This is a genomic window from Pseudomonas sp. TE31087 (assembly GCF_057284075.1).
Window position 1 is genome coordinate 493,045 of record NZ_JBXVNN010000001.1, and the last position, 19,333, is coordinate 512,377.

The 19,333-nt window shown below is 64.2% G+C and carries 16 protein-coding genes; 2 read left to right on the forward strand and 14 right to left on the reverse strand.

Going from position 1 to position 19,333, the window contains the following annotated elements:
- Position 1: 1 nt before the first annotated feature.
- From nuoI to ACZ899_RS02285, 11 genes are all read right to left on the reverse strand, one after another.
- Positions 2-550 (reverse strand): NADH-quinone oxidoreductase subunit NuoI, encoded by a 549-nt coding sequence (gene nuoI, locus ACZ899_RS02235; protein WP_003251442.1) that lies wholly within the window; start codon positions 548-550, stop codon positions 2-4.
- 11 nt (positions 551-561) lie between these two features.
- Positions 562-1,569: an NADH-quinone oxidoreductase subunit NuoH gene (nuoH, locus tag ACZ899_RS02240; protein WP_050706494.1), complete on the reverse strand. Its 1,008-nt coding sequence runs from the start codon at positions 1,567-1,569 to the stop codon at positions 562-564.
- Entirely contained in the window at positions 1,566-4,280 is a 2,715-nt protein-coding gene (nuoG, locus tag ACZ899_RS02245) for an NADH-quinone oxidoreductase subunit NuoG (protein WP_234562369.1), read from the reverse strand. Before nuoG ends, nuoH begins: the two co-directional genes overlap by 4 nt.
- 132 nt (positions 4,281-4,412) lie before the next feature.
- Positions 4,413-5,780 carry an NADH-quinone oxidoreductase subunit NuoF gene (gene nuoF, locus ACZ899_RS02250; protein WP_203652033.1) on the reverse strand — a complete coding sequence of 456 codons (1,368 nt, stop codon included), beginning with the start codon at positions 5,778-5,780 and terminating at the stop codon, positions 4,413-4,415.
- On the reverse strand, positions 5,777-6,274 hold the full coding sequence (gene nuoE, locus ACZ899_RS02255) for an NADH-quinone oxidoreductase subunit NuoE (protein WP_012313767.1): 498 nt from the start codon (positions 6,272-6,274) through the stop codon (positions 5,777-5,779). The genes nuoF and nuoE overlap by 4 nt, the downstream gene beginning before the upstream one ends.
- A gap of 2 nt (positions 6,275-6,276) precedes the next feature.
- Positions 6,277-8,058, reverse strand: coding sequence for an NADH-quinone oxidoreductase subunit C/D (gene nuoC / locus ACZ899_RS02260; RefSeq protein WP_110733467.1), 1,782 nt, complete (start codon positions 8,056-8,058; stop codon positions 6,277-6,279).
- Positions 8,059-8,137: 79 nt separating this feature from the next.
- A complete protein-coding gene (locus tag ACZ899_RS02265; RefSeq protein WP_008096180.1) occupies positions 8,138-8,815 on the reverse strand; it encodes a NuoB/complex I 20 kDa subunit family protein in 678 nt (225 codons plus the stop codon).
- A gap of 9 nt (positions 8,816-8,824) precedes the next feature.
- Positions 8,825-9,238: an NADH-quinone oxidoreductase subunit A gene (locus ACZ899_RS02270; RefSeq protein WP_028692461.1), complete on the reverse strand. Its 414-nt coding sequence runs from the start codon at positions 9,236-9,238 to the stop codon at positions 8,825-8,827.
- Between the two features lie 382 nt (positions 9,239-9,620).
- Positions 9,621-10,283 carry a lysoplasmalogenase gene (locus tag ACZ899_RS02275; RefSeq protein ID WP_234562370.1) on the reverse strand — a complete coding sequence of 221 codons (663 nt, stop codon included), beginning with the start codon at positions 10,281-10,283 and terminating at the stop codon, positions 9,621-9,623.
- Positions 10,284-10,482: 199 nt separating this feature from the next.
- Positions 10,483-11,808 (reverse strand): isocitrate lyase, encoded by a 1,326-nt coding sequence (aceA, locus tag ACZ899_RS02280; protein ID WP_203652037.1) that lies wholly within the window; start codon positions 11,806-11,808, stop codon positions 10,483-10,485.
- 494 nt (positions 11,809-12,302) lie between these two features.
- Positions 12,303-13,037 (reverse strand): secretin N-terminal domain-containing protein, encoded by a 735-nt coding sequence (locus ACZ899_RS02285; protein WP_050706487.1) that lies wholly within the window; start codon positions 13,035-13,037, stop codon positions 12,303-12,305.
- Positions 13,038-13,266: 229 nt separating this feature from the next.
- Here ACZ899_RS02285 and ACZ899_RS02290 point away from each other — a divergent pair, with 229 nt between their 5' ends.
- On the forward strand, positions 13,267-14,709 hold the full coding sequence (locus tag ACZ899_RS02290; RefSeq protein WP_234562619.1) for a SulP family inorganic anion transporter: 1,443 nt from the start codon (positions 13,267-13,269) through the stop codon (positions 14,707-14,709).
- A gap of 109 nt (positions 14,710-14,818) precedes the next feature.
- Here the strand turns inward: ACZ899_RS02290 and fusA are convergent, their stop codons facing one another.
- Together fusA and ACZ899_RS02300 are read right to left on the reverse strand one after the other, a co-directional pair.
- Positions 14,819-16,933 carry an elongation factor G gene (gene fusA / locus ACZ899_RS02295; RefSeq protein ID WP_234562618.1) on the reverse strand — a complete coding sequence of 705 codons (2,115 nt, stop codon included), beginning with the start codon at positions 16,931-16,933 and terminating at the stop codon, positions 14,819-14,821.
- 68 nt (positions 16,934-17,001) lie between these two features.
- Positions 17,002-17,430 (reverse strand): hypothetical protein, encoded by a 429-nt coding sequence (locus tag ACZ899_RS02300; protein WP_234562617.1) that lies wholly within the window; start codon positions 17,428-17,430, stop codon positions 17,002-17,004.
- 200 nt (positions 17,431-17,630) lie between these two features.
- On the opposite strand from ACZ899_RS02300, the gene ACZ899_RS02305 reads away from it, so the two are divergent.
- Positions 17,631-17,933 carry a hypothetical protein gene (locus ACZ899_RS02305; RefSeq protein WP_110738050.1) on the forward strand — a complete coding sequence of 101 codons (303 nt, stop codon included), beginning with the start codon at positions 17,631-17,633 and terminating at the stop codon, positions 17,931-17,933.
- A gap of 3 nt (positions 17,934-17,936) precedes the next feature.
- Here ACZ899_RS02305 and ACZ899_RS02310 read toward each other — a convergent pair whose 3' ends face one another.
- On the reverse strand, positions 17,937-19,187 hold the full coding sequence (locus tag ACZ899_RS02310; RefSeq protein WP_234562616.1) for a 2-aminoadipate transaminase: 1,251 nt from the start codon (positions 19,185-19,187) through the stop codon (positions 17,937-17,939).
- Positions 19,188-19,333 lie beyond the last annotated feature (146 nt).

A 19,333-nucleotide genomic window follows, 5' to 3' on the forward strand; every position in this document is an offset into this window, starting at 1 on the left:
CTTATGGGAGCAAGCTCTTCACGTTGATCGGCTCGGCTTCGTTCTGCGCAGAGCCTTTCGGCTTGCCAGCGATTGCCATGCCCGCAACACGGTAGAAGTTGTAGTCAGGGTTCTTGCCGGGGCCGGAGATCAGCAGATCTTCTTTCTCGTACACCAGGTCCTGACGCTTGAACTCGGCCATTTCGAAATCCGGAGTGAGCTGGATCGCGGTGGTCGGGCACGCCTCTTCGCACAGGCCGCAGAAGATGCAGCGCGAGAAGTTGATGCGGAAGAACTCGGGGTACCAACGGCCGTCCTCGGTCTCGGCCTTCTGCAGCGAGATGCAGCCGACCGGGCAGGCCACCGCGCAGAGGTTGCACGCCACGCAGCGCTCCTCGCCATCGGGGTCGCGGGTGAGGACGATGCGGCCGCGGTAGCGCGGCGGCAGGTACACGGGTTCTTCGGGGTACTGCAGGGTGTCGCGCTTGCGGAACCCGTGGGAGAACACCATGGCCAGGCTGCGCAGCTGTGTGCCGGTGCCCTTAACGATGTCGCCGATATACTTGAACATGGGTCAAATCCTCACTGGGCCGCGACGGCTGGCGTGTTGTAGAGCACGATCGCAGCGGTCACCAGCAAATTGATCAGGGTCAGCGGCAGGCAGAACTTCCAGCTGAAGTCCATCACCTGGTCATAGCGTGGGCGCGGGATCGAGGCGCGCAGCAGGATGAACAGCATGATGAAGAACGCGGTCTTCAGGGCGAACCACAGGAACGGTACTTGCGGCAGGATGCCGAACGGACCGTGCCAGCCACCGAAGAACAGGGTTACCAGCAGCGCCGAGATCAGGATGATGCCGATGTATTCACCGACGAAGAACATGCCCCATTTCATGCCGGCATATTCGATGTGGTAGCCGTCGGCCAGTTCCTGTTCCGCTTCCGGCTGGTCGAACGGGTGACGGTGAGTCACGGCGACGCCAGCGATGAAGAAGGTGCAGAAGCCGAAGAACTGCGGAATGATGAACCACAGGTTGTTGGCCTGGTATTCAACGATGTCGCGCATGTTGAACGAACCCACCTGCACCACCACGCCCATCAGCGCCAAGCCCAGGAACACTTCGTACGACACGGTCTGCGCCGAGGCCCGCAGGCTGCCCAGCAGGGCGTACTTGTTGTTCGACGACCAGCCGGCGAACAGCACGGCGTAGACCGACAGGCCGGCCATGGCGAAGAAGAACAGCAGGCCGATGTTCAGGTCGGCCACGCCCCAGCCCGGGGTGATCGGGATGATCGAGAAGCCGATCAGCAGGGCGCTCATGGCCACTACCGGCGCCAGGGTGAAGATCATCTTGTCGACGAAGGGCGGGTTCCAGTCCTCCTTGAAGAACATCTTCAGCATGTCGGCGGCGATCTGGAACATACCGAACGGGCCGACCCGGTTCGGACCGTAGCGGTCCTGCCACCAGCCCAGCAGGCGACGCTCGACGAAGCTGAGCAGCGCGCCGCAGACCACCACGGCCAGCAGCACCACGATGGCCTTGACGACCTGAATGATCACATCGATCACTTCGGGGGTGAACCAGCTCATTGTGCTGCCTCCTGCAGGCCTTCGACGGCTGCACCGAAGATGGCGGGCGGAATGCCGGCCAGGCCTTTGGGCAACGCAACCAGGCCAGCGCCCAGTTCTTCATTGATACGCAACGGCAGACGCAGCGACACGCCGGCCACGTTCAGGCTCAGCATTGCGCCGTCGTTGACGCCCAGGCGGTCGGCTTCGGACTTGGCCAGGCCGACGTAGGCAGCTGGAATACGCTCTTGTACCGGTGCGGCGCGCGAGGAGCTCTCTTCGCTGCCGAACAGGTGGAAGAACGGTACGGCGGTCCAGGTGCCGCGAGCCGGGTTGAACGCGCCCGGAATGGCGGTGAACCAGTCGAGCTTGTCGCCTTGCGACTCGATCAGACGCACGCCCGGGTCACCGGCACGCAGGTGGCCACCCACTTCGTCCTGGAACTTGTTCCAGGCCTGCGGCGAGTTCCAGCCCGGCGACCAGGCGAACGGCACCTGCTGGCGCGGCTCGGCCGAGCCCGAGTAGCCTTCCATGGAGAAGGCGAACGCGGTGTCCTTGTCCTGCGGGGTACGCGGCTCGTGCACGCTGATGTTGGCGCGCATGGCGGTACGGCCGGAGTAGCGCAGCGGCTCGCGGGCCAGCTTCATGCCCTTGATGCGGAAGGCTGCGCTTGGTGCGGCATTGATGATGCCGGCCAGTTGCGGCGCGGCTTCGGCGCAGGCGCTGGTGACGTGGTCCAGCTGGGTCCAGTCCACCGGCTTGTTCAGCAGGGTGGCACGCAGGGCGTGCATCCAGCGCCAGCCTTCGTGGATCTGGATGCTGCTGTCCAGGTACTGCGGGTCGAACACCTGGAAGAAGCGCTGGGCACGGCCTTCCTGGCTGACCAGGGTGCCGTCGCCTTCGGCGAACGAGGCGGCGGGCAGCACCAGGTGGGCGCGGTCGAGGGTCGGGGTCTTGGAGTGGTCGGCAACGATCACCACCTTGGCCGCGGCCAGGGCGGCGTCGACCTTGGCGGCCGGTACGCGGGCGTACAGGTCGTTTTCCAGCACGACGATGGCGTCGGCCTTGCCGCTGATCACGGCGTCCAGGGCCGCATCGACGGACTCGCCGCCCAGCATCGCCATGCCGAGGCTGTTGGCTTCAGGCACGACCAGGCTCAGCGAACCGTTCTTCTCGCGCAGCTTGAGGGCCTTGGCGATGTTGGCGGCGGCTTCGATCAGCGCAGGGTCCGCGAGGGAAGTGCCGGCGACCACCAGTGGGCGGTTGGCGGCGACCAGGGCGTCGGCGATGCGCTGGGCCAGGGCCAGGGCTTCGTCGTCCAGGCCGGCGACGGCAGGCGCGCTCGGGTCGATGGCGTGGGCCACGGCGAAACCGATGCGGGCCAGGTCGGCGGGAGCGGCGTGCACACACTCTTCGGCGACGTCGTCCAGCTTGGTTTCAGCCAAGGATGCGATGAACAGCGGGTACAGCGCGTGCTGGCCGATGTTCTTCACCGCAGCGTCCAGCCAAGGCTGTACGCGCATGGCGTCGGCCATGGCCTCGGCCTTGCCCTTGGTGGCCTGGCGCACGGCCAGGGCGACGCGGGCGGCGGTCTGGGTCAGGTCTTCACCGAGCACGAACACGGCGTCGTGGTCTTCGATGTCGCGCAGGGTCGGGACTGGCAGCGGGCTGTCGTTCAGCACGTTCAGCGCCAGGCGCACACGGGCCAGTTCGCCAGTTTCCATACCGGAGTAGAAGTACTCGGCGCCGACCAGCTCACGCAGGCCGTAGTTGCTTTCGAGGCTGGCGCGTGGCGAGCCGATGCCGACGATGGTGCGGCCGCGCAGCAGGTCGGCGGCCTTGTCCAGGGCGGCGTCCAGGCCCAGCTTGCTGCCATCGGCGAGGAACGGCTGGCGCGGACGGTCCTTGCGGTTGACGTAGCCATAGCCGAAGCGGCCACGGTCGCACAGGAAGTACTGGTTCACCGAGCCGTTGAAGCGGTTCTCGATGCGGCGCAGTTCGCCGTAGCGCTCGCCGGGGCTGATGTTGCAGCCGCTGGAGCAGCCATGGCAGATGCTCGGGGCGAACTGCATGTCCCACTTGCGGTTGTAGCGCTCGGAGTGGGTCTTGTCGGTGAACACACCGGTCGGGCAGACCTCGGTGAGGTTGCCGGAGAACTCGCTTTCCAGCACGCCGTCTTCGACGCGACCGAAGTACACGTTGTCGTGGGCGCCGTATACGCCCAGGTCGGTGCCGCCGGCGTAGTCCTTGTAGTAGCGCACGCAGCGGTAGCAGGCGATGCAGCGGTTCATCTCATGGGCGATGAACGGGCCGAGGTCCTGGTTCTGGTGGGTACGCTTGGTGAAACGGTAGCGGCGCTCGTTGTGGCCGGTCATTACCGTCATGTCCTGCAGGTGGCAGTGACCGCCTTCCTCGCACACCGGGCAGTCGTGCGGGTGGTTGGTCATCAGCCATTCGACGACGCTGGCGCGGAACGCCTTGGACTCGTCATCGTCGATGGAGATCCAGGTGCCGTCGGAGGCAGGGGTCATGCAGGACATGACGATACGACCACGGGTGTCGTTCTCGTCGGTGTACTGCTTGACCGCGCACTGCCGGCAGGCGCCGACGCTACCGAGCGCCGGGTGCCAGCAGAAATAGGGGATGTCGAGGCCGAGCGACAGACAGGCCTGTAACAGGTTGTCCGCACCGTTGACTTCGAGCGCTTTGCCGTCTACGTGGATAGTGGCCATTGTTCAAAGTTCTTCGTTGGCCCGCGTGGGCGGGCGTGGCTAATGGAAATCGGTGAGCCCGCGGCCGGCCACGAATCGTTCGGGCCGGCCGGCGGGCTGGCGGATGGCACGGACCACCCGCTGTTCATCTTGTTATGCGCCGACCACGATCGGCTTCGCCAGGTTCGGGCGCAGGGCTTCGCTGCCAGCAGTGGCTGGGGCGACGCCGGCCTCGAACTCCGAGCGGAAATACTTGATGGCACTGCCCAATGGCTCGACGGCACCCGGTGCGTGAGCACAGAAGGTGCGGCCTGGGCCGAGGAAGTTGACCAGACCCAGCAGGGTCTCGATGTCTTCGGCGCGGCCCTGGCCTTTCTCCAGGGCGCGCAGCATCTTCACGCTCCATGGCAGGCCGTCGCGGCACGGCGTGCACCAGCCGCAGGATTCGCGGGCGAAGAACTCTTCCATGTTGCGCAGCAGCGAGACCATGTTGACGCTGTCGTCGACCGCCATGGCCAGGCCCGTACCCATGCGGGTGCCGACCTTGGCGATGCCACCGGCGTACATTTGTGCGTCCAGGTGCTCGGGCAGCAGGAAGCCGGTACCGGCGCCGCCTGGCTGCCAGCACTTGAGCTTGAAGCCGTCGCGCATGCCGCCGGCGTAGTCTTCGAACAGCTCGCGGGCGGTGACGCCGAACGGCAGTTCCCACAGGCCCGGGTTCTTTACCTTGCCGGAGAAGCCCATCAGCTTGGTGCCGTGGTCTTCGCTGCCTTCGCGGGCCAGCGACTTGTACCAGTCGTTGCCGTTGGCGACGATGGCCGGCACGTTGCACAGGGTCTCGACGTTGTTCACGCAGGTCGGCTTGCCCCACACGCCGACGGCGGCAGGGAAGGGCGGCTTGGAGCGCGGGTTGGCGCGGCGGCCTTCGAGCGAGTTGATCAGCGCGGTTTCTTCACCGCAGATGTAGCGCCCGGCACCGGTGTGCACGAACAGCTCGAAATCAAAGCCCGAGCCGAGGATGTTCTTGCCCAGCAGGCCTGCGGCCTTGGCTTCGTCGATGGCGCGGTTGAGGTTCTTCGCCGCGGTGGTGTATTCGCCACGCAGGAAGATGTAGCCACGGTAGGCCTTCAGGGCGCGGGCGCTGATCAGCATGCCCTCGACCAGCAGATGGGGCTGTTGCTCCATCAGCATGCGGTCCTTCCAGGTGTTCGGCTCCATTTCATCCGCGTTGCACAGCAGGTAGCGGATGTTCATGGATTCGTCTTTGGGCATCAGGCCCCACTTCACGCCGGTGGGGAAGCCCGCGCCGCCACGGCCCTTGAGGCCGGAGTCCTTGACGGACTGGACGATATCGTCCTGGGACATCTCGGCCAGCGCCTTGCGGGCGGCGGCATAGCCGTTCTTGGCCTGGTACTCGGCCAGCCATACAGGCTCGCCGTCGTCGCGCAGGCGCCAGGTCAGCGGGTGGGTTTCGGCCGAACGCGCGATGCGGTTGGCCGGGCCGAAGGAAGTGATGGTCATACGTAACCCTCCAGCAGCTTGGAGACGCCGGCAGGCTGCACGTCGCCAAAGGTGTCGTCGTCGATCATCAGCGCCGGGGCCTTGTCGCAGTTGCCCAGGCAGCACACCGGCAGCAGGGTGAAACGCCCGTCCGCGGTGGTCTGGCCGAGGCCGATGCCCAGCTCGCTCTGGATCTGGCTGACCACCGATTCGTGGCCGCCGATGTAGCAGACCATGCTGTCGCACACGCGGATGATGTGGCGGCCGACCGGCTGGCGGAAGATCTGGCTGTAGAAGGTGGCCACGCCCTCGACGTCGCTGGCGGGGATACCCAGCACTTCGCCGATGGCGTAGATGGCGCCGTCCGGCACCCAGCCGCGTTCCTTCTGGACGATCTTCAGGGCTTCGATGGACGCCGCGCGCGGGTCCTCGTAGTGGTGCATCTCGTGCTCGATGGCCGAGCGCTCGGTTTCGCTCAGGGCGAAACGGTCGGTTTGGATAAGCGTGCTGTTCATGCTTAGCGGTCCACGTCAGCCATAACGAAGTCGATACTGCCCAGGTACGCGATGAGGTCCGCGACCATGCTGCCTTTGATCACCGAAGGGATCTGCTGCAGGTGCGGGTAGCTCGGGGTACGGATCCGGGTGCGGTAGCTCATGGTGCCGCCATCGCTCGTCAGGTAGTAACTGTTGATGCCCTTGGTCGCCTCGATCATCTGGAACGACTCGTTGGCCGGCATGACCGGGCCCCACGAGACTTGCAGGAAGTGGGTGATCAGGGTCTCGATGTGCTGCAGGGTGCGCTCTTTCGGTGGCGGCGTGGTCAGCGGGTGATCCGCCTTGTACGGGCCTTCCGGCATGTTGCGCAGGCACTGGTCGATGATGCGGATACTCTGGCGCATCTCCTCGACGCGGACCATGCAGCGATCGTAGGCATCGCCGTTGTGGGCCAGCGGTACTTCGAACTCGAAGTTCTCGTAGCCGGAGTAGGGGCGCGCCTTACGCAGGTCGAAGTCGCAACCGGTGGAACGCAGGCCGGCACCGGTGGTGCCCCATTCCAGCGCTTCCTTGGTGTTGTACGCGGCAACGCCGATGGTACGGCCCTTGAGGATGCTGTTCTGCAGGGCGGCCTTGGTGTACTCGTCGAGGCGCTTGGGCAGCCATTCGACGAAGTCCTTGACCAGCTTGTCCCAGCCGCGCGGCAGGTCGTGGGCGACGCCACCGATGCGGTACCAGGCCGGGTGCAGGCGGAAACCGGTGATCGCTTCGATCACGGTGTAGGCGCGCTGGCGGTCGGTGAAGGTGAAGAACACCGGGGTCATGGCGCCGACGTCCTGGATGTAGGTGCCCAGGAACAGCAGGTGGCTGGTGATGCGGAAGAACTCGGCGAGCATGATGCGAATCACGTCGACTTTCTGCGGCACCTGGATACCGGCCAGCTTCTCGACCGCCAGTACGTACGGCAGGTTGTTCATCACCCCGCCGAGGTAGTCGATACGGTCGGTGTAGGGAATGAAGCTGTGCCAGGACTGACGCTCGGCCATCTTCTCGGCGCCACGGTGGTGGTAGCCGATGTCCGGGACGCAGTCGACGATCTCTTCACCGTCCAGCTGCAGGACGATACGGAAGGCACCGTGGGCGGACGGGTGGTTCGGGCCGAGGTTGAGGAACATGTAGTCCTCGTTGGCGCCCTGGCGCTTCATGCCCCAGGCTTCCGGGTTGAAGCGCGCCGATTCCTCTTCAAGCTGTTGCTTGGCCAGGGTCAGGCTGTAGGGATCGAACTCGGTGGCGCGGGCGGGGTAGTCCTTGCGCAGCGGGTGACCTTCCCAGGTCGGCGGCATCATGATACGGCTCAGGTGCGGGTGGCCGGCAAAGTCGATGCCGAACATGTCCCAGACTTCGCGCTCGTACCAGTTGGCGTTCGGCCAGATACCGGTCACCGTCGGCAGGTTCAGGTCGCCTTCGCTGAGCGACACCTTGATCATCACGTCGCTGTTACGCTCGACCGACAGCAGGTGGTAGAACACGCTGAAATCGGCGGCAGGCAGGCCGCGGCGCTGGGTGCGCAGGCGCTCGTCGACGCCGTGCAGGTCGTACAGCATGCTGTACGGCTTGGCGACGCCGCGCAGGAAGCTCAGCACTTCCTTGAGCTGGGCACGCTTTACCCACAGTACCGGCATGCCGGTGCGGGTTTCCTGGGCGACGAATGCGTCGGCGCCAAAACGGTTGTGCAGTTCGACGACCACATCCTGGTCGTCAGCCTTGTAGGGCGGAATATAAATAGCGTTGTCCGCTGTCATGGTCTCGGTCGCTTTGGGTCAGCGTTAAGAATGAAGCCAGGCCGCCGGCTCCTTCGGGAGCGGGCGGCAGGTCGCTGGATCAGACTTCGTCGGGGCTGCGCAGGTTGGTTACCGCAATGCGCTGTTCGCGACGCAGGTCTTTCTGGGCGGGCATCTCGGCACGGTAGATGCCTTGATCACCAACCACCCAGGAAAGCGGGCGTCGTTCTTGGCCGATCGACTCCTGCAGCAGCATCAGGCCTTGCAGGAATGCCTCGGGGCGCGGCGGGCAGCCAGGCACATAGACGTCCACGGGGAGGAACTTGTCGACCCCCTGAACGACCGAGTAGATGTCGTACATGCCGCCGGAGTTGGCGCACGAACCCATGGAGATGACCCACTTGGGCTCGAGCATCTGCTCGTACAGGCGCTGGATGATCGGCGCCATTTTGACGAAGCAGGTACCGGCGATGACCATGAAGTCGGCCTGGCGCGGCGAGGCCCGGATGACTTCGGCGCCGAAGCGGGCGATGTCGTGGGGTGCCGTGAAGGCCGTGGTCATTTCCACGTAGCAGCAGGAAAGGCCGAAGTTGTACGGCCAGAGGGAGTTCTTGCGACCCCAGTTGACCGCGCCACGCAGCACATCTTCGAGTTTCCCCATGTAGATGTTCTTGTGGACCTGGTCTTCCAGCAGTTGATCGGTGACGGTTTCCCGCTCACCGACCGGATACTGCTCGTTGGGTGCGTCCGGATCGATTCTGGTGAGATTGTATTGCATGCCAAAGCCTCATTGTTTCAGCTTCGCTTGCCGCTTGCGGCGACCTTCGGGAGCCCAATCGAGCGCCCCGACGCGCCATAGGTAGACAAGACCTGCCAACAGAATTGCTATGAAAATGAGAGCTTCGACGAATCCGGTCCAGCCGCTTTCGCGGACGGACACAGACCATGCATACAGGAAGAGGGCTTCGATATCGAAGATCACGAACAGCATCGCGACCAGATAGAATTTGGCGGACAGGCGCAGGCGGGCGCTGCCGACGGGCAGCATGCCGGATTCGAAGGGTTCGTTCTTGGCGCGACCCCAGGCCTTGCTACCGAGCAGGCTGGACAGGCCGAGCATGAAGGCACACAGGCCGACGACACCCAGGAGGAAGATGGCAAAGCCCCAGTTGTGGGCGATGAGTCCTGCCGAATCGGACATGCTAGAAATCCTTATACAGAGACCCAGCTCTGCAGTCTGAAATAAAGTAGAGCGGCGACGTGGTGTCGCAGACGCAGTGACCAAATGTCGCAGCTGAATCAATCGCGCTGATTTTATGGGTAAACCCAGTGCAAGTAAAATTTCCGTTGCAAATTTATTCGTAGGTTTAAGAACAAAAATCTTTCGTAACTGGCTGAAACCCTTGAGTTTCGGGCATTGCGCGCGGATTTGTTAATTATGTTTCTTACCCCGCGTAATGACGGGCTAGTTGCGTAATGATAATTAATATCATTTAACCTGAGCTGTAATGTTTTAGCTGTTCTGGCCCTTGCAAAGTTCATCTGCCGAGCGCCCCCTCTTGCAAATGCGAAAAACTCTCGTTCTAGCAGCTTCCGGCACTGTGCGTACCGCTCTGGATCAATACTTTGTCGCTTGCGTCGCGGCTGACCGACGCGGCGATCAGCCACTGGCCGAGCCAGTAGAAAAGGATGATCAGGTACTCGGCGGCGGCGAATGGGCTGACGAAGCGGTCGATGCCGATGACGCTGTCGGAGAACACGAAAGCGCAGGCGCCCAGCGCGGCCAGTCCGCCGCAGGCCAAGGCGCGCCAGAGCATGGCGCCGATGGTCAGGGCGTACAGTGCCACCGGGATCAGCAGTGGGCCCAGGCCATGGCCGGCGAGCAGGCCGAACAGCGAACCGCCTATCAATACGGCGAAGGCCAGGGCCGGGTAGGCCGGGCGTCGCGTGAGGGTGCAGTAACCGCGCAGGTAGGTCAGGTGTGCGCAGAGAAACGCCCCAAGGCCGAACACGAACAGGTCGCGGGGGATCGCCAGGAGAATGTCGCCGAGCACCGAGAAGGCCAGGCCGAGGATGATCCAGCGGCGATAGGGTGTGGCGGGGAGGGAGCTCAGCCAGGCAATCAAGGCGAGCACCGGAATGGGTTTGACCAGCAGGCCAAGCAGGGCGTTGTCGCTGGCCAGCGCATATAGATAGAAGGCGGCGGCTGCGACGGCGACGATGAGCAGGTGGCCAGGGCGGGGCATGGGCAGTCCTTGCTGTGGGGTAGCCACAAGCTTAGACCTGATCAGCAACTTTGCCTGTGCCGGCCCTATCGCGGGGCAAGCCCGCTCCCACGCCTGTAAGCGCTGCGCGGGAGCGGGCTTGCCCCGCGATAGGGTCTGCCAGAAGAAAGAAAGCCCAGGAACCTTGCGGAACCTGGGCTTCCTATTCAGCTCACCGAACTCAGTGGAACTGCTCTTCCTCGGTCGAACCAGTCAGTGCGGTCACCGACGAAGCGCCACCCTGGATCACGGTGGTCATGTCGTCGAAGTAGCCGGTACCGACTTCCTGCTGGTGCGCCACGAAGGTGTAGCCTTTGCTCGCGTCGGCGAACTCCTGCTCCTGCAGCTTCACGTAGGCGGTCATGTCGTTGCGGGCGTAGTCGTGCGCCAGGTTGAACATGCCGTGCCACATGTTGTGGATGCCGGCCAGGGTGATGAACTGGTGCTTGTAGCCCATGGCCGACAGCTCGCGCTGGAACTTGGCGATGGTGGCGTCGTCCAGGTTCTTCTTCCAGTTGAAGGAAGGCGAGCAGTTGTACGACAGGATCTGGTCCGGGTACTCCTTCTTGATCGCCTCGGCGAAGCGGCGGGCTTCATCCAGGTCCGGCTTGGCGGTTTCGCACCAGATCAGGTCGGCATACGGCGCGTAGGCCAGGCCGCGGGAGATGGCCTGGTCGAGGCCGGCACGGACTTTGTAGAAGCCTTCACGGGTACGCTCGCCGATCACGAACGGCTGGTCGTACGGGTCGCAGTCGCTGGTCAGCAGGTCGGCGGCGTTGGCGTCGGTACGGGCCAGGATGATGGTCGGTACACCGGCAACGTCGGCGGCCAGGCGGGCAGCCACCAGCTTCTGTACGGCTTCCTGGGTCGGTACCAGTACCTTGCCGCCCATGTGGCCGCATTTCTTGACCGAGGCCAGCTGGTCTTCGAAGTGCACGCCGGCGGCGCCTGCTTCGATCATGTTCTTCATCAGCTCGTAGGCGTTCAGCACACCGCCGAAACCGGCTTCGGCGTCAGCCACGATCGGTGCGAAGTAGTCGATGTAGCCTTCGTCGCCCGGGTTCTTGCCGGCTTTCCACTGGATCTGGTCGGCGCGACGGAACGAGTTGTTGATGCGCTTGACCACGGTCGGTACCGAGTCGACCGGGTACAGCGACTGGTCGGGGTACATCGACTCGGCCGAGTTGTTGTCGGCGGCAACCTGCCAGCCGGACAGGTAGATGGCCTGGATGCCGGCTTTTACCTGCTGCACTGCCTGGCCACCGGTCAGGGCACCCATGCAGTTGACGAAATCTTTTTCTGGGCGGAAGGACGGGTGGGCACCTTGGGTGACCAGCTTCCACAGTTTTTCTGCGCCTTGGCGAGCAAAGGTGTGCTCTGGCTGCAGCGAGCCACGCAGGCGAACGACATCAGCGGCGGTGTAGGTACGGGTCACGCCTTTCCAGCGCGGGTTTTCGGCCCAGTCTTTCTCGAGGGCTGCAATTTGCTGTTCGCGTGTCAGTGCCATGGAAATAAACCTCGTCGCATCGATCTTGAGTGTAATTGTGCTGATGCTCGGATACGCGGATCAGAAGCCAGGCGGCTGTCCTGTCCGGGGGAGTGCGGCGGCGAACGCAGGAGGCTCGAAGGGGAAGGGTTGTGCAGGCCAGGCGAAGGTGTGCCCTGCAGGTCGGCTCGTGGTTGCCTTGCTGCGGTGCGACGCGATTGCCAGAACTGCGGTGATGCGCTTCCGTCCCTCGGGACAACTTCTTCGTTGCAGTCGCAATCCCGTCGAACCGCCTTGTGGGCCGTATGGACACGAGGTGCCTCCACGGTGGGAGGAGCGCACCTCGAAGACCCTTGCCAGGGCCTCTGATTAGCGGGAGCGAGGCCATCATGCCCTTGCCGAAAAGAGCCTGTCAAATGTTTTGTAGTGCTTTTTTCGGCTTACTACATCTTTGGTCTAATGCGACTTGGCGGTCAGTTTCAAGGCCTTTGGTCGAGGCCTTGAATTGCCTGGGTTCAGTCGAGAAGGTCGACTTTGACCCGCAAAGTCATGTTTTCACCGCGCTGGGTGCTGTAACTGAGGCTTGACGCGCTGCGTTCGGATTGGCTCTGCTGGTTGAACCCGGCCAGGGTGATCCACTCGCCGAGCTTGCCGGTGACGGTCGTGTCGGTGCTCTGCACTTTCACTACATCGGCACGTTCCTGGCTCATTCGATCATTATTGGTGCTGATTTGCAGACGAACCGTGTCGCCGCTCAGGCGCGGCGTGACGTAGAAACCCTGGGTGACATTGCGGTATTCGGTGTTGCTCTGGATGCGCCCGTAACCGTCGGTGGCGGTGCTGGTGACGGGGATGCTCTGGCCCACCTGGATCAGTGCCGGCTGGCCGTCGCTGGCCTGCACCTGCTGCATGCCGCCTTCGCGGTTGGCGGTGCCGTAGCGGATCACGCGGGCGTTGCCGCGGTTGTCCTGGAAGTTGCTGTCGTTGTTGTCGACGCTGATCAGCAGGCGTTTGGGCGCGGTGTCGAGCTGTTGCAGCAGGGCGCGCAGGTCGTCGATGCGTTCCTGGCTGGCGTTGACGATCAGCTTGTCCTCGAAGGTGCTGACGCTGCCGTCCTTGCCCAGGAACGACTGGGCGGCAGGCAGCAGTTCGGCGCTGCTGCGGTGTTGCAGGGGGATGACCTCGGTAGCGGCCTGGGCGGTAAGGCTGGCGGCCAGCAGCAGGGAGGCGAGCAGGGGGCGTAGCGGCATGTCCATGATCTCCGCGGGTGGAATGGACATGATGGCAAATTTGCGTGCAACTTGCCGTGCGGATTGACGGTGGCTGCTGTCAGACAAATTCCGTACCATCGCGCCCTCGATTTTCAGGCTTATTACCCATTGTCTCGACAGCGTGGGAGCGGGCTTGCCCCGCGATGGCGCCATCGCGGGGCAAGCCCGCTCCCACGCTATAGACCTCGAGGCTGTTTACAGGACCTCCATGAAACCCGCCCGACTTCGCGCCGACCTGCTCGCCGGCCTCACCACTTCCTTCGCCCTGGTGCCGGAGTGCATCGCCTTCGCCCTGGTGGCGCACCTCAACCCGTTGATGGGGCTGTACGGCGCCTTCATCATCTGCACCCTGACGGCCTTGTTCGGTGGCCGTCCCGGCATGATCTCCGGCGCCGCCGGTTCCATGGCGGTAGTCATTGTCGCCCTGGTGGTGCAGCACGGCGCCCAGTACCTGCTGGCCACAGTGCTGCTCGGCGGGGTGGTGATGATCCTGTTTGGCGCGCTACGCCTGGGCAAGCTGGTGCGCCTGGTGCCTTACCCGGTGATGCTCGGCTTCGTCAACGGCCTGGCCATCGTCATCGCCCTGGCCCAGCTGGAGCACTTCAAGGACGGCGAGCACTGGCTTGGCGGGACGCCCCTGTACCTGATGATCGGCCTGGTGGCGCTGACCATGCTGGTGGTCTACCTCCTGCCGAAGCTGACCCGGGCCGTGCCGCCGGCGCTGGTGGCGATCCTGGGCGTCGGCCTGCTGGTCTACCTGCTCGACCTGCCGACCCGCACCCTTGGCGACATGGCCCATATCGCCGGCGGCCTGCCGCACCTGACCCTGCCGGAGGTGCCCTGGAACCTCGAGACCCTGAAGATCATCGCGCCTTACGCATTCCTGATGGCCATGGTCGGTCTGCTGGAAACCCTGCTGACCCTCAACCTCACCGACGAGATCACCGAGAGCCGCGGCTATCCGGACCGCGAATGCGTGGCCCTGGGCGCGGCCAACATGGTCTCGGGCCTGTGCGGCGGCATGGGCGGTTGCGCGATGATCGGCCAGACCGTGATCAACCTCAGCTCCAATGGCCGTGGACGCCTGTCGGGCGTTGTGGCCGGGGTTATGATCCTGCTGTTCATCCTGTTCCTGTCGCCGCTGATCGAGCGCATTCCGCTGGCCGCGCTGGTGGGGGTGATGTTCGTGGTGGCCCAGCAGACCTTCGCCTGGGCCTCGCTGCGGGTGCTGCACAAGGTGCCGGTCAGCGATGTGCTGGCGATCATCGCGGTGACCGTGGTCACAGTGTTCACCGACCTGGCCATGGCGGTGATGTTCGGTATCGTCATCGCGGCGATCAACTTCGCCTGGCAGCATGCTCGGGAGCTGTACGCCAACAGCCATGTGGATGGCGAGGGCAGCAAGCATTACCAGGTGCATGGCACGCTGTTCTTCGCCTCGACCACGCCGTTTCTCAACCAGTTCGATCCCGCTGGTGACCCGGTCAAGGTCACGCTGGATTGCCAGCACCTGAGCTTTGTCGATTATTCGGCGATCGCTGCGTTGCAGACCTTGCGCGAGCGGTATGCCAAGGCCGGCAAGCAGTTGCGGGTGGTGCACCTGTCGGAGCGGTGCAAGAAGCTGCTCAAGCGGGCGGGTGAGCAGCACTGACAAGCAGCGTTGTCTGACCTGACGCATTCGCGGGTAAACCCGCTCCCACAGGGTTTCGCGATCCCTGTGGGAGCGGGTTTACCCGCGAATCGGGTGCGCAGCGCTCGCCTTATGACTCCCCGCGATTCTTCTTCACGATGCCATCGGCAATGCTCGCCGGCGCTTCGGCATAGCGGGTGAACTCCATCGAGAAACTGGCCCTCCCCTGGGTCATCGAGCGCATCGAGGTGGCGTAGCCGAACATCTCGCCCAGCGGCACCTCGGCGCGGATCACCTTGCCGGCAGGAGTCTCGTCGCCGTCCTGGATCATCCCCCGGCGCCGGCTCAGGTCGCCGAGGATGTCGCCCTGATACTCCTCGGGCGTCACCACCTCGACCTTCATCACCGGCTCCAGCAGCACCGCGCCGCCTTTCTGCGACAGCTGCTTGGTGGCCATGGACGCGGCGATCTTGTAGGCCATCTCGTTGGAGTCGACGTCGTGGTAGGAACCGTCGAACACCGCCGCCTTGAGGTTGATCAGCGGATAGCCGGCGAGCACGCCGTTCTTCATCTGCTCCTCGATGCCTTTCTGGATTGCCGGGATGTATTCGCGCGGCACTACGCCGCCGACGACCTCGTTGATGAATTCCAGGCCTTCCTTGCCTTCGTCACCCGGGGCGAAGCGGATCCAGCAATGCCCGTACTGGCCACGGCCGCCGGACTGGCGGACGAAGCGGCCTTCGATCTCGCAGGTATTGCGGATCTTCTCGCGGTAGGCCACCTGCGGCTTGCCGATATTGGCCTCGACGTTGAACTCGCGGCGCATGCGGTCGACGATGATGTCCAGGTGCAGCTCACCCATGCCGGAGATGATGGTCTGGCCGGTCTCCTCGTCGGTCTTGACCCGGAACGACGGGTCCTCCTGGGCCAGCTTGCCCAGGGCGATGCCCATCTTCTCCTGGTCGCCCTTGGTCTTGGGCTCCACTGCCACCGAGATCACCGGGTCGGGGAAGTCCATGCGCTCGAGGATGATCGGCTTATCCATGTCGCACAGGGTGTCGCCGGTGGTGACGTCCTTCATGCCGATCAGCGCGGCGATGTCGCCGGCGCACACATCCTTGATCTCGGCGCGCTGGTTGGCGTGCATCTGCACCATGCGGCCGATGCGTTCCTTCTTGCCCTTGACCGAATTGAGCACGGCGTTGCCGGAGCTGAGCACACCGGAATACACCCGGGCGAAGGTCAGGGTGCCGACGAACGGGTCGGTGGCGATCTTGAAGGCCAGGGCCGAGAACGGTTCCTTGTCGTCGGCGTGGCGCTCCAGGTGCTTCTCTTCGTCGTCTGGATCGGTGCCCTTGATCGCCGGGATCTCGCTGGGGGCGGGCAGGTAGTCGATCACCGCGTCGAGCATCAGCGGCACGCCCTTGTTCTTGAACGAAGAGCCGAGGATGGTCGGCACGATCTCGTTGGCAATGGTGCGCTTGCGCAGGGCGGCCTTGATTTCCTCGGTGGTGAACTCCTCGCCGTCGAGGAACTTCAGGGTCAGCGCTTCAGTGGCATCGGCCGCAGCTTCGATCATATGGGCGCGCCATTCGTCGGCCAGGTCCTGCAGCTCGGCGGGGATCGCTTCTTCACGGTAGCTGGTGCCCTGGTCGGCGTCGTTCCAGTAGATGGCCTTCATCTTCACCAGGTCGATCTGGCCGATGAAGTTTTCCTCGCTGCCGATGGCCAGCTGGATCGGCACCGGATGGTGGCCCAGGCGCTGGTCGATCTGCTTCACCACCCGCAGGAAGTCGGCGCCCTGGCGGTCCATCTTGTTGATGTAGGCCAGGCGCGGCACATGGTACTTGTTGGCCTGGCGCCATACGGTCTCGGATTGCGGCTCGACACCGTCGGCGCCGCTGAACACCACCACCGCGCCATCGAGCACGCGCAGCGAGCGCTCGACCTCGATGGTGAAGTCGACGTGGCCGGGGGTGTCGATGATGTTGAAGCGGTACTTGTGCTCGAACTGCTTGGTCGAGCCTTGCCAGAAGGCCGTGGTGGCCGCCGAGGTGATGGTGATGCCGCGCTCCTGCTCCTGGGCCATCCAGTCCATGGTCGCGGCGCCGTCGTGCACCTCGCCCATCTTGTGGTTGACCCCGGTGTAGAACAGGATCCGCTCGGTGGTGGTGGTCTTGCCGGCATCCACGTGGGCAACGATACCGATGTTGCGGTACAGCTCGATGGGGGTCGTGCGGGCCATGGTCGGATCACCTGTGGGTGAGGATTCTCCCAAGGTAGCAGAGCGGGAGAATCCTGCCGGGGCGACCGTCAGTCGGCGAGCACCTGCAACTGCCACTGGCCATCGCTTTCGCGGGCCAGGCCGCTGGCCGGCAGCAGGGCCAGCAGGCGCTCGTGCAGGGCGGCCTCGGTGAACGACTTGAGGGTGGCCATGTCCAGGGCGCCGACGGTGATCAGCTCGGCCTTGGTGTAGGACAGCCAGGCCTTCTTCAGCGCCATCAGCACGTCGCTGCCGGCGGTGCTGGCGAAGCGCCGGTGCAGGGTGCGGCCTTCCAGCTCGAAGCTGTGACGGTGCTCGTAGCCGTTCTCGTCGCCATTGCCCTCGACGCAGCGGTGGCAGCGGCAGGGGCCATCGCCGAAGGCGTTACGCAGGTAGGCGTTGAAGTCCACGACGGGCTTGAGGGTCAAGCGTTTGTCGACCTCGAACAGGTCGGCGATCAGGGGTTGTTCGGCGCTCACTCGGTATCCTCGCGTGGTGTGGCGTGCATCGGCGGGCACCCTAACAGATCGGGGCAGGGGAGGCCATGCTCGATGCCCCACTGCAGGATGTTGACGTGGGAGCGGGCTTGCCCCGCGATGAGGGCGATAGAGACAACCGGGAACGCCTGCCGTACTCTACGCGCCAGCAATTCAACCCTTCAAAACCGAGGTAACCCCGCTTGAGCACCAAGTACCCGTACACCGCCACCGTGACCATCAGCGCCGAAGACCGTGGGGGCGATACCGAGGCCTCGGAGAACACCAACATGCGCGTGGGCCTTGAGGCGGTGACCGAGGTGCTGAAGAAAGTGCATTTCGTCGGCACGCTCGCGGCCCCCGAAAAAGGCGCCACGCACATCTGCGTCACCCTGGAGAACGGCCTGACCTACTACGGCCTGATCGTCAACGGCCACGCCGAGCTCGAAGGCGGCTGGATCGCCTTCGAGTGCGACATGCCCACTCCTGAAGAACTGGGCCTGTAACCCTCAGTCCAGCTCCATCAGGCACTGCTCGAGGATATCCAACCCTTCCTCGAGCACCTCAGGCTCGATGGTCAGCGGTGCCAACAGGCGGATGATGTGCCGCGCCTTGCCGCTGGGCATCAGCAACAACCCCTTGCTGCGCGCTGCCTCCAGCAGTTTGGCCAGTTGCGCCGGTGCCGGGCTGCCGTCCGGGTTGACGAATTCCAGCCCGCGCATGGCCCCGGTGCCGGTCAGGCGCCCGAGCGCTGCGCACATTCCCGACGCTTTCCAGCGCGCATGGCGCGCCACGATGGCCTGTTCCTGCCGTTTGCCCCAGGTGGCGATATTGGCGTCGGTCATCTGCGCCAGGCTTGCCAGCGCCGCCGCGCAGGCGATCGGATTGCCCGAATAGGTCCCGCCCAGCCCGCCCTTGGGCAGCGCGCCCATGATCGCCTGCCGCCCGACTACCGCGCCCAGCGGCATGCCGCCGGCAATGCTCTTGGCCAGCAGCAACAGGTCCGGCTCGATGCCCAGCCGGGGGAAGGCGAAGCGCTGGCCGGTGCGGCCGAAACCGGACTGGATCTCGTCGATGATGATCAGGATCCCGTGCTCGTCGCAGAAGCGGCGCAGGGTCTGGGCGAAGGCGGGGTCGAGGGCGAGAAAGCCGCCTTCGCCCTGCACCGGCTCGAAGATGAACGCCGCCACGTCCTCCACCGCCAGTTCCACGCCGAACAGGCGCTCCATGGCCTTGAGCGCCTGCTCGCAGCTCACCCCGGTGTCCGCGCTGGGGTAGGGCAGGTGGTAGACCGGACCGGGCAGTTCACCGACCCGCTGCTTGTACGGGGCGACCTTGCCGTTGAGGTTGAGGGTGGCCAGGGTACGGCCGTGGAAACCGCCGTCGAAGGCGACGATGGCGCGCTTGCCGGTGGCGCCGCGGGCGACCTTGAGGGCGTTCTCCGCCGCTTCCGCGCCGCTGTTGGTGAGCATGCCCGCCAGCGGGTAGCTGACCGGGACGAACTGGCGCAGGCGCTCCATCAGCTCCAGGTAGGGGCCGTGGGGCGCTGCGTTGAAGGCGTAATGGGTCAGACGCGCGGCCTGCTGCTGGATGGCCTCGACCACCGCCGGGTTGCAGTGGCCCAGGTTGAGCACGCCGATACCGCCGACGAAGTCGATGTAGCGCTTGCCGGCGGTGTCCCAGACTTCGGCGTTGCGGCCGTGGGAAAGAGTGATCGGGTGAACGATGGCGATGGACTGGCTGATACTTTCCTGATTCATCTGCACGCGGCCTGTTGTTCGAGTCAGGTCGTATCCAAGCGTGGCGGGGATATATCCCGCAAACGAATTATTCGATTGCCGTCATTCGTTTTCTTCCTGAACTTGATGGGTTGTCTTTGACGTTATCCCGGGACACGCTCATTGGC

What these genes read in the sequence shown, in the direction of transcription:
- nuoI (WP_003251442.1), bottom strand. Translation starts at nt 550, where the DNA reads ATGTTCAAGTATATCGGCGACATCGTTAAGGGCACCGGCACACAGCTG.
- nuoH (WP_050706494.1), bottom strand. Translation starts at nt 1,569, where the DNA reads ATGAGCTGGTTCACCCCCGAAGTGATCGATGTGATCATTCAGGTCGTC.
- nuoG (WP_234562369.1), bottom strand. Translation starts at nt 4,280, where the DNA reads ATGGCCACTATCCACGTAGACGGCAAAGCGCTCGAAGTCAACGGTGCG.
- nuoF (WP_203652033.1), bottom strand. Translation starts at nt 5,780, where the DNA reads ATGACCATCACTTCCTTCGGCCCGGCCAACCGCATCGCGCGTTCGGCC.
- nuoE (WP_012313767.1), bottom strand. Translation starts at nt 6,274, where the DNA reads ATGAACAGCACGCTTATCCAAACCGACCGTTTCGCCCTGAGCGAAACC.
- nuoC (WP_110733467.1), bottom strand. Translation starts at nt 8,058, where the DNA reads ATGACAGCGGACAACGCTATTTATATTCCGCCCTACAAGGCTGACGAC.
- ACZ899_RS02265 (WP_008096180.1), bottom strand. Translation starts at nt 8,815, where the DNA reads ATGCAATACAATCTCACCAGAATCGATCCGGACGCACCCAACGAGCAG.
- ACZ899_RS02270 (WP_028692461.1), bottom strand. Translation starts at nt 9,238, where the DNA reads ATGTCCGATTCGGCAGGACTCATCGCCCACAACTGGGGCTTTGCCATC.
- ACZ899_RS02275 (WP_234562370.1), bottom strand. Translation starts at nt 10,283, where the DNA reads ATGCCCCGCCCTGGCCACCTGCTCATCGTCGCCGTCGCAGCCGCCGCC.
- aceA (WP_203652037.1), bottom strand. Translation starts at nt 11,808, where the DNA reads ATGGCACTGACACGCGAACAGCAAATTGCAGCCCTCGAGAAAGACTGG.
- ACZ899_RS02285 (WP_050706487.1), bottom strand. Translation starts at nt 13,037, where the DNA reads ATGCCGCTACGCCCCCTGCTCGCCTCCCTGCTGCTGGCCGCCAGCCTT.
- ACZ899_RS02290 (WP_234562619.1), top strand. Translation starts at nt 13,267, where the DNA reads ATGAAACCCGCCCGACTTCGCGCCGACCTGCTCGCCGGCCTCACCACT.
- fusA (WP_234562618.1), bottom strand. Translation starts at nt 16,933, where the DNA reads ATGGCCCGCACGACCCCCATCGAGCTGTACCGCAACATCGGTATCGTT.
- ACZ899_RS02310 (WP_234562616.1), bottom strand. Translation starts at nt 19,187, where the DNA reads ATGAATCAGGAAAGTATCAGCCAGTCCATCGCCATCGTTCACCCGATC.